This is a genomic window from Polyangium sp. 15x6 (assembly GCF_029960785.1).
GTDB lineage: Bacteria > Myxococcota_A > Polyangia > Polyangiales > Polyangiaceae > Polyangium.
In genome coordinates, this window is record NZ_JASBQE010000011.1 from 185,731 (window position 1) to 193,664 (window position 7,934).

Sequence of the window (7,934 nt, forward strand, 5' to 3'; positions counted from 1 at the left end):
CTTGTCTCACAAAGGCGCGATGACGACCTGCGTCCGGGCCGTGGCGGCGTCGCCGGTCGGGTCCGTCAGGGTGAAGTCGATGTCGAGTGGAAGGCCCCGGACGGTCCCGACCGCGATGCCTCGGTCCACCTGGAATCGGATCCCGTAGATCTCGCAATGGTCGTCTGCTTTGCGGAGCGTGACCTGCGAGGAGAACGGAGGCAGCTCGTAGTCGAGATCGGGATAGAACCCGCCCACCTTGAGCTTCGAGCCCATCTGGCGGAGGCCCGTCACGCGGAGCGCGAGCCACACGTGGTGGCCTCCTTGCGGGCCCTGCTCGATCGGCACCACCTCGCCCTCCGCGAGCGAGGCGAACGCCATTTGCCCCTGCCCGACCACGAGGGCCGGATCCCCCGACGACGCCGTCTTGCACGCGTCTTCCGCCGACTGGATCCACGCCGGATCGTAGGCCGCGAGGGACGACGGGTCGAGGAAAGGATCGACGCACGCGCCCGCCACGCAGGTCGCATTCGCCGCGCACGAGACCCCGGCGCACGCCTCGTCCAGGGAGACGGGCAAGAGCAGCGATTGCCCGCCGAGCACGCGCGTCTTTGCCTCGCGCGTCACGACCGGGGCGTCCTCGTCGAGACGTTTGGCCGCGAGGGACAGCTCGATCGTGGCGCCCTCCGTCGCCGTCGGAACCCGAAGCTCCGCCGGGAGGAGCAAACTCCCCGCGCCATACGAGAGAAGCTCGCTTTGCGCGACGACCCCGTCGACCTTCAGGGTCCGCTCGAGCTCATGAAAATCGAAACCAACGGCCATGTTCGTCGTGAGGCCGACCACCACCTCCGTGCTCGATTCCTCATCGGCACAACCAGCGAGGGCCAGGACGAGCAGCACGAAACACGAAAGGGAGATCGGCCGCACGCTCATTGCATCACCGGGACGAACGCGAATCGCGCTTGCGGCGCCGCGAGAGGAAGCCGGCCGTGGCCGCGGCGAACAAGGCGAACGGCCCGATGAGGGTGCCCTTGTCGCCCGGGCTGTAGGAGCAGACGCCCGCGGCGAGGTTGCCATTGATGCCGTCGGGGCCGATGCTCACGTTCGCCTCGGCCTTCACCTCGATGCCCTGCGCGGCGAGCGCCTGCAGGCAGGCCGGCAGCTGCGAGCCGGAGATGATGTACTCGCCGCCGCAGAAGAGCGCGCCGTCGCCGCTGCAGGAGGCCTCGCAGTTCGCGCGGAACTCCTGCTCGCACTCCTCGAACTCGACGTCCTGGCAGCTGTATTGGCAGTCCATGTTGGCGTCGGCCGTGCACGAGCCGCCGCAGCACTCGATGCAGTGCTGATAACAGCCTCCGTCCACCGTCACGCATTTGGCGTCACACTCGTTGTCGCAGTTCGCGTCCCACGTCGCGGCGCACTGCGCCGGGTCGGATTTCGCGGCGCACTCGGTGTCGCGCCTCGTCGTGCATTCTTCGAAGCAGTTGTGGGAGCAGATGACGTTGACGCCGTTGTCGCAGTCGGACTTGCACTGCACGGTGCAGTTGTCCGTGCAGGTCGCCTCCGCCGAGAGCGTGCATTGGTTGCCGCAGACCTGAACGAGCTTCGTGGCGCACGCCGTCTTGTAGATGCCGAACTCGCTGCACCCGGCCGTGCACTGGGCCGTGACGCGCACCTCGCAGTTCGAAAGCCCCTCGAAACGGATGTTGCCGCACTGGTCGACGCCCGCGCTCGCGGGGAGCGCCGTCGTGAGGCCGATGGCAAGACCCAAGAGCCCGAGGATACCGCTTTTACGCATGGAAGGTCTCCTTTGCCGAGGAAGGCAAGTACATGAGCTTAAGCAAGGCCTCTGCCATGGGGAAGCTTTCTCTGCGCGCGTGGAGGTTTTCGGTCACGCCACGCTTCACGGCTCGCAGCGCTCGTCCGCTGTGTAAACGCCGGGTGATGGGCTCACGTGAACACGCGGCGACAGCCGGCCCGACGTGGGCAATGGGCTTACCAGCCAAGCCATGGCGTGGCGCGTCAATACACGTATTCGTCGCAGTGCACGTCCTCGTCGAGGCCGTCGTACGGGACGTCCACGTATTCGACCGCGTCGAGGGTACGCCCTTCGAGCAGGTAGGCGCGTTCGGTCGGCATGAAGTCGGGGGCGGGGCTGGGCATCCGATTGCAGGTGCCCGGGATACGCACGACGCGCCGCTCGACCACGTTGAGCCGCGGCCGGAGCACGAGGAGCTTTCCGTCGGCGGTGGCGGCGAGCGAGTATAAAACGTCGTCCCTGCCCGCGCGGACGACGAGCACGCGCTTGCCGTCGTCCGTCGTCGCCTCGGCGGCCCCGGCGCGGAATCCGTCGGCGAAGGCGTGGCAAGGCGCGATGAGCTTCCCTCCGCTGATGCGCTGGATCTCGATCGTCTCCGGCTGCGGGGGCGTGAGGTCGCGATACGCGGAGAGGCATCGCTCGAGGTCGTGTGTCACGAGCGTCTCGTCCTTGGCGGCGAGGGCCGTGGCGCCACGCGCGCGCAGCGTCGCCGCGAAGGCGCGCCCGAGGCTCTCCTGGTTCGTCTTCGAGATCTCGCCGGCGATCTCCGCGCGCCGCGCCGGAGACGTGTAGCCGGCGCAGGCCGGGAGAAAGACGGCGAGAGAGAGCAGCATCGCGGAGGCGGCGTGGGCGCGCATGGCGGCGGGGAGGATGGCCCAACCGGAGGCGGGAACCAAGTTCCTCGGCGTCAGGCGCTTGTCGCAGCCGCGGAGTTGGCGTACGGGGCGCTGATGGCTTCTCCGAAAGATTCCAACCGTCCCGAGCGGGCCGCGGCGGCGACGCGGCGAGTCGCGGCCTGGTTGCAAAAAAACGCCCTCGAGGAGCCGCTTCGCCCACCGGTCCGGGCGGCCTCCGTGCAGGCTCTCGCGAAGGCCCTCGGCAAGCCGCTCCCGCCCGAGCTCGTGGCGATGTGGCAGGTCCATGATGGCTTGCCGATTTTCGAGTATGCGGGCCTGGGCGCGGCCGCGTCGAGGAAGATGCGCGCCGGGCTCGAATCCTTGCGCAAGAAGGGGAAATTCGACGACCACGAGGTCTTCGAGCAAAGCACCCCGCGTGTAAAACCGGTGAAGTGGCACGAGGCCTGGATTCCCATCGCCGAGGATGGCTGCGGCAATCTCTACTGCATCGACCTCGCGCCGGGCCGCGCGGGCCGCGTCGGGCAGGTCATCAAGTGGGAGGTCGCGGGCGGGCCCTTCACGACCGGCAGCGCCGACCTCGCCACGGTGCTCGAGCGGTACGCGGATGCGCTCGAAAGCGGCCGCTTCGAGTATCTCGCCGATTCGGGCATCTACGACGGTCCTTATCTCGATCTCCTCGGCGATCGATGACCCGCGCGGCGCGCGCCGGCCGCGCGCTCGATCCTGCCGTGTTTCGCGAGCTCCGTCGCACGATGGAGCTCACCTGCTTCAAATGGGACGTGCAGGTCGGCGACACCACGGCCCTCGCGCCCTTCCCGCTCTTGCTCGACGAGGCCACCTGGGCGCACCTCGCGGACCTCGCCGAGCGCCTGACACGCGAAACGCTCGCGGCCGAGCGGGAGATCCTCGACCGTCCGGCGCTCCAGCGCCGCATTTCGTTGCCCCCCGCGCTCCAGCGCCTCTTCCGCCGCGGTGCGGCCGCGCGCCCCACCCCGTCCGCGGCGCGGGTGATGCGCTTCGATTTTCATTTCACCACGGAAGGATGGCGTATCTCCGAGGTCAACAGCGACGTGCCGGGCGGCTTCACCGAGGCGACGCACTTCACGGCCCTCGTGGCCGGGTTTTTCCCCGGGACACGCGCGACCGGCGACCCCACGAAGCGCCTCGTCGATGCGCTCCTCGGTCGAGCCCGTGACGAAGGCGCGATTGCGCTCCTCTCGGCGCCCGGGTTCATGGAGGATCATCAGGTCGTCACGCACCTCGCGAAAGAGCTCCGGGATTGCGGTGCCGCGGCGTTTTGCGCCTCGCCGGCGCACGTCCGCTTCCACGACGGGCGGGCGCACCTGGTCTCGGCGGGGCATTCCGGGCCGCTCGGGGCCCTCGTGCGGTTTTATCAGGCGGAATGGCTGCCGCGCCTGCCCAGCGCCGTCGACTGGGAGCCGCTCTTCGTCGGCGGCCGGACCCCGGTCTCCAATCCGGGGACCGCGGCGCTCAGCGAGAGCAAGCGGCTCCCGCTCGTCTGGGACGAGCTCGGCGCGCGCCTCGATACGTGGCGGCGCCTTCTGCCCGAGACCCGTGATCCCAGGGACGCGCCCTGGCTGCGGGACGACGGATGGATCCTCAAATCAGCCTATGGCAACACCGGTGACACGGTCTCGATGCGTCCCCACATGACGGCGCTTCAATGGGCGAACCTCGCCTTCCGCGTTTCCCTCGCGCCCGCCGATTGGGTGGCGCAGCGGAGGTTCACGACGATCCCGCTCGAAACGCCGCTCGGGCCGATGCTCCCGTGCATCGGCGTCTACACGGTCGACGGCCGCGCGGCCGGCGCGTATGGCCGGGTGACGGAAAGACCTTTCATCGACGCCGCGGCGACGGACGTCGCCGTGCTCATCGCGGAGGAGAGGCCATGACACGAGAAGAGGTGCACCGACTATGGGCGCCCGACGACGCCACGTGGAGCCCGTGGGTCAAGCCCGTCCTCTTTGCGTATCTCGTCGAGGAGCCGCAGCCGAAGGCCCTGCCCTCCCCGCCCCCGTGGATCGAGGAGCGTATCGTCGCGCCGATCCATGCGCATTCGCAGGCCGCGCCCGGCGGGGAGCATCCCTACCGCAGCGCGCCGCGATTGCAGGACACGGCCTTGATCCTGGATTTGCCCGGCGCCGCGGGGGTGCGCGTCGGCGCGGCGCTGGCGGAGCACGGATTCCGCCCCGTGCCGTTGTACAATGCCATTCCCGCGCCCGAGGGCGTCATCGCTTACGCCGAGACGATGCAAAGCCTCGTGGACGCGGCGTCGAGCCTCGCAGGGCTCGCGAAAGACGCGCCTCCGGTGTTCCTGCTCGACCAGCGGCGCATGGGGAAAGGCATACCGCTCGAACCGGGTAAATACGACAATCGCTCGCTCGTCTTCGCGAGTGATTTCCCCTCGGTGAAGACGCTCGCGCGCGCGGGCATCCGGAGGGTCGCGCTCGTCCAGCGCGAGGCGGATCGACCGGCCCCGGATCTCGCGCCGATCCTCTTTTCGTGGCAGGAGCAGGGCATCGAGATCCTGCACGTGCGCACCGACGTGAACGGCCCGGCCGAGGTGCTCCGTGTCGCGCGGCCCGGGCTATTCGAATCGGTCAGTCAGTGGTTCGGTCGGATGGGGCTGCGTCGTCGGAACGACGGCACGTTCGGCGGCCTGATTCCCGAGCGGAGCAGCGGCAGCGGCTAGCACGACGCCGCCACCCCCCGTCGACCCGGTGCGTCGACGGGGGGTGGTTTTGCGTCGTTATGTCGTTGGGTTCAGGGAAGGATCCGGTGCGTCAGGGGCACGGATTGTTGTTGTCCTTGATTGAGAATCCGGGCTCGTCCACGCTGCTGCCCCCCGTGCCAGGGACCGGTTTGAAGCAGATGAGGCCGTCGCCGTTGTGGTCGTAGAACACATCTCCGGGGCTGTGTTCAGAAATGAACCAGCTGTCGCCCTGCGGGCAGCAGGTATTGCCCACAGGCTGAGCTTGAGCCTCGAGCGCTGCGCTGGTCTCCTCGACCGCCTCGTCCGACTCGCCTTCGGATCCGCACCCGAATGCAGTCGCGGTCAGCATGAAAGCGAGGACGAGACGGTACGCGGTATAGCCATGCAAATGCATCACGTTTCTCCTGATGGGAAGCGTCCTTCGTGTCGCGACGGCGACCCATCTCCCCCTATGCGCCACCCATGCCACCCGTGGCTTCCGCTCCGGTCTCCTTGCCACGAGCGTCGGCAACGTCGTCACGCCGGAACAACCCCGGCGGTCTGCCGAAGTGCGGGTCGTGCCAGTGCCGTTCTCCCAGCAAGGATTCCCCCGGGGTCCTCGACGGCCCTCTGTCCTTCCCGGAGAGAACATGGGCAGTGCGCGGAGATGGCGCGACCTGCGGTCAAGCGATGCACACGGTCGCCGACATCGTCGACCTGTACATACATCCGCTGGACCATGCGGTCGTTCTCCGCGTGGGCGAGAGATCGCAGACGGAGGCGCTCAACCGCTCGCAGCCGCTCTCGCCGATGCGGCCCGGGCAACTCGAGCGAAGCACGCACGACTACGTGCGGCACGGGACCACGACGGCGTGCTCGGAAGTGAAGCTGCCCATTCACTGCCTCTGAGCCCGATCCCCGGCCGACACACGTAAAACCCGCCCTCGCCGACCTCCCCTCCCGGCTACCCCCTGCGTCACCCGCATCCGCCGCGCTCCGGAGCCACCTTCCACACGTGTCACCTCGCCGAGCCGACCTCGTCCCGGGCCTGCCACATGTGTCACCGCCCGCCCCCGACCTCCGCAGGCGACTGCATAGCGTGGCAGGACACCCGCGAGGACGCGTCAATCATGTGACACGTGTGTACACAATCCCCGCCGCTCGGGTTACGGCGCTGCCACATGTGGAAATCTTGGCGCCCAAGCGGGATCGAAACCTGCCACACGTGGCGGGTGGGAAAAGGGCACGAAAGCGTCCTTGGACACGCGGGAGCGCATTGATTTCACGCGGGCGGTTGGGGCAAGGTGGCACGATGACGGACATTCAGGCGGCGGCTTACGCGGCCGCAGTCGCGAAACTGCTCCATGCCCACGGTCCCTCGCCACGCGAGCGGCTGATCGCCGGATGTTTGGCGCTCGGACTTTCGGAGGAGCAAGCAAACGCGATCGTGGAGCGCGGGCTCACGCTCTCGCTCTACGTCGTCGATCCCGCGACCGGTCACTTGCGCGCACCCCAGTTGTTGCGCCGCGAACCCACCGCCTTCCTCGGCGACGGGATCATCGATGCTCGAAAGGATCCAGACGTCGCGCGGCGCCTGGCCATCCTGCGCGTGCTCCTGTCGACGGCGCCGGTGGCCATGTGGGCCGTCGATCAGGCAGGCTACATCATCTATTACGAAGGCAAAGCTCTCGAAGGACTGGGTCTCCAGGACGGGCAGTTCGTCGGGCAGAGCTTCCAAGAGGTCTTCGGCGAGCACGCCTGCGCGCCCTACGTCGCGCGCGCGTTCAAAGGCGAGATCGTGCAGGTCTCCTGGGAGTACGGCGGCATCATCTGGCAGAACTGGTGCTTTCCGCTGAAAAACGCAGCCGGCGAGGTCGAGCTCGTCTCGCTCGTGTCGATGGACGTCACCGAGGCCCGGCGCACCGAGCAGGAGCTGCGCGAGAGGGTCACGATGATCGAGCGTCAGCAACGCGTGATCAGCGAGCTGTCGACGCCGATCATCGAGGTCTGGGACAAGGTGCTGGCATTGCCGCTGCTCGGCGTGGTCGATTCGATGCGCGCAGCGATGGTGATGACGAACCTGCTCGCCGAGGTGGTAAACAAAGCGTCCCGGTTCGTGCTCCTGGATCTGACGGGCGTCGAAGCCGTGGACACAGCCACGGCAGGCTACATGCTCGACCTGCTGCGCGCCGTGCGGCTGCTCGGCGCAGAAGGCATCATCACGGGCATCCGCCCGAGCGTCGCGCAGACGATGGTGACACTCGGCGTGGACCTCGGCGGCATCGTGACGCACGCGACCCTGCGTCAAGGCCTCCAGCATTGTCTGCGCGGGCTCCGGCAGGGCGGGGCGTAGCGCAGCGCAGCGCCGGGGTTTCACCCCGGACCCCGACCAGGGGTTGTCCACCCCTGGACCCGGACCAGCGCAAGCGCTGGACCCGGGGTCGATGAACTGCGCGATGCGCAGTTCATCGAACAGGTCGAGGCAAGACCGGCGACGGGACTTGCCAGTCAAGACCGCAGCGCGGACGTCTCTGTTCGAGGCTGGGGCAGCGCTGCCGCCTCGGCT

8 protein-coding genes and 1 pseudogene are annotated in these 7,934 nt (G+C 68.1%); 5 read left to right on the plus strand and 4 right to left on the minus strand.

Annotation, left to right across the window (positions count from 1 at the left end; genetic code table 11):
- Window positions 1-6: 6 nt before the first annotated feature.
- From QHF83_RS11420 to QHF83_RS11430, 3 genes are all read right to left on the minus strand, one after another.
- Window positions 7-912 carry a hypothetical protein gene (locus tag QHF83_RS11420; RefSeq protein ID WP_282417821.1) on the minus strand — a complete coding sequence of 302 codons (906 nt, stop codon included), beginning with the start codon at window positions 910-912 and terminating at the stop codon, window positions 7-9.
- A 4-nt stretch (window positions 913-916) separates the two neighbouring features.
- Window positions 917-1,777, minus strand: a complete 861-nt coding sequence (locus QHF83_RS11425) for a hypothetical protein (RefSeq protein ID WP_282417822.1) — start codon at window positions 1,775-1,777, stop codon at window positions 917-919.
- A 224-nt stretch (window positions 1,778-2,001) separates the two neighbouring features.
- On the minus strand, window positions 2,002-2,655 hold the full coding sequence (locus QHF83_RS11430) for a hypothetical protein (protein WP_282417823.1): 654 nt from the start codon (window positions 2,653-2,655) through the stop codon (window positions 2,002-2,004).
- A 93-nt stretch (window positions 2,656-2,748) separates the two neighbouring features.
- Here QHF83_RS11430 and QHF83_RS11435 point away from each other — a divergent pair, with 93 nt between their 5' ends.
- Genes QHF83_RS11435 through QHF83_RS11445 form a run of 3 tightly spaced genes read left to right on the plus strand, consistent with a single transcriptional unit; the run spans window position 2,749 to window position 5,368 of the window.
- Entirely contained in the window at window positions 2,749-3,345 is a 597-nt protein-coding gene (locus QHF83_RS11435) for an SMI1/KNR4 family protein (protein ID WP_282417824.1), read from the plus strand.
- Complete coding sequence (locus QHF83_RS11440) at window positions 3,342-4,568, plus strand: glutathionylspermidine synthase family protein (protein ID WP_282417825.1); 1,227 nt, start codon at window positions 3,342-3,344, stop codon at window positions 4,566-4,568. The genes QHF83_RS11435 and QHF83_RS11440 overlap by 4 nt, the downstream gene beginning before the upstream one ends.
- Entirely contained in the window at window positions 4,565-5,368 is an 804-nt protein-coding gene (locus QHF83_RS11445; RefSeq protein WP_282417826.1) for a hypothetical protein, read from the plus strand. The genes QHF83_RS11440 and QHF83_RS11445 overlap by 4 nt, the downstream gene beginning before the upstream one ends.
- Before the next feature lie 91 nt (window positions 5,369-5,459).
- On the opposite strand, the gene QHF83_RS11450 is transcribed toward QHF83_RS11445, so the two are convergent.
- Window positions 5,460-5,783 carry a hypothetical protein gene (locus QHF83_RS11450; RefSeq protein ID WP_282417827.1) on the minus strand — a complete coding sequence of 108 codons (324 nt, stop codon included), beginning with the start codon at window positions 5,781-5,783 and terminating at the stop codon, window positions 5,460-5,462.
- Window positions 5,784-6,067: 284 nt separating this feature from the next.
- On the opposite strand from QHF83_RS11450, the pseudogene QHF83_RS11455 reads away from it, so the two are divergent.
- Window positions 6,068-6,238 (plus strand): annotated as a pseudogene (locus QHF83_RS11455) (IS630 family transposase); the annotation flags it as partial.
- 442 nt (window positions 6,239-6,680) lie between these two features.
- Window positions 6,681-7,721, plus strand: coding sequence for an STAS domain-containing protein (locus QHF83_RS11460; RefSeq protein WP_282417828.1), 1,041 nt, complete (start codon window positions 6,681-6,683; stop codon window positions 7,719-7,721).
- Window positions 7,722-7,934 lie beyond the last annotated feature (213 nt).

Excerpts from the sequence above, each read along its gene's own strand:
- QHF83_RS11420 (WP_282417821.1), bottom strand. The coding sequence starts at position 912 with ATGAGCGTGCGGCCGATCTCCCTTTCGTGTTTCGTGCTGCTCGTCCTG.
- QHF83_RS11430 (WP_282417823.1), bottom strand. The coding sequence starts at position 2,655 with ATGCGCGCCCACGCCGCCTCCGCGATGCTGCTCTCTCTCGCCGTCTTT.
- QHF83_RS11445 (WP_282417826.1), top strand. The coding sequence starts at position 4,565 with ATGACACGAGAAGAGGTGCACCGACTATGGGCGCCCGACGACGCCACG.
- QHF83_RS11435 (WP_282417824.1), top strand. The coding sequence starts at position 2,749 with ATGGCTTCTCCGAAAGATTCCAACCGTCCCGAGCGGGCCGCGGCGGCG.
- QHF83_RS11450 (WP_282417827.1), bottom strand. The coding sequence starts at position 5,783 with ATGCATTTGCATGGCTATACCGCGTACCGTCTCGTCCTCGCTTTCATG.
- QHF83_RS11460 (WP_282417828.1), top strand. The coding sequence starts at position 6,681 with ATGACGGACATTCAGGCGGCGGCTTACGCGGCCGCAGTCGCGAAACTG.
- QHF83_RS11425 (WP_282417822.1), bottom strand. The coding sequence starts at position 1,777 with ATGCGTAAAAGCGGTATCCTCGGGCTCTTGGGTCTTGCCATCGGCCTC.
- QHF83_RS11440 (WP_282417825.1), top strand. The coding sequence starts at position 3,342 with ATGACCCGCGCGGCGCGCGCCGGCCGCGCGCTCGATCCTGCCGTGTTT.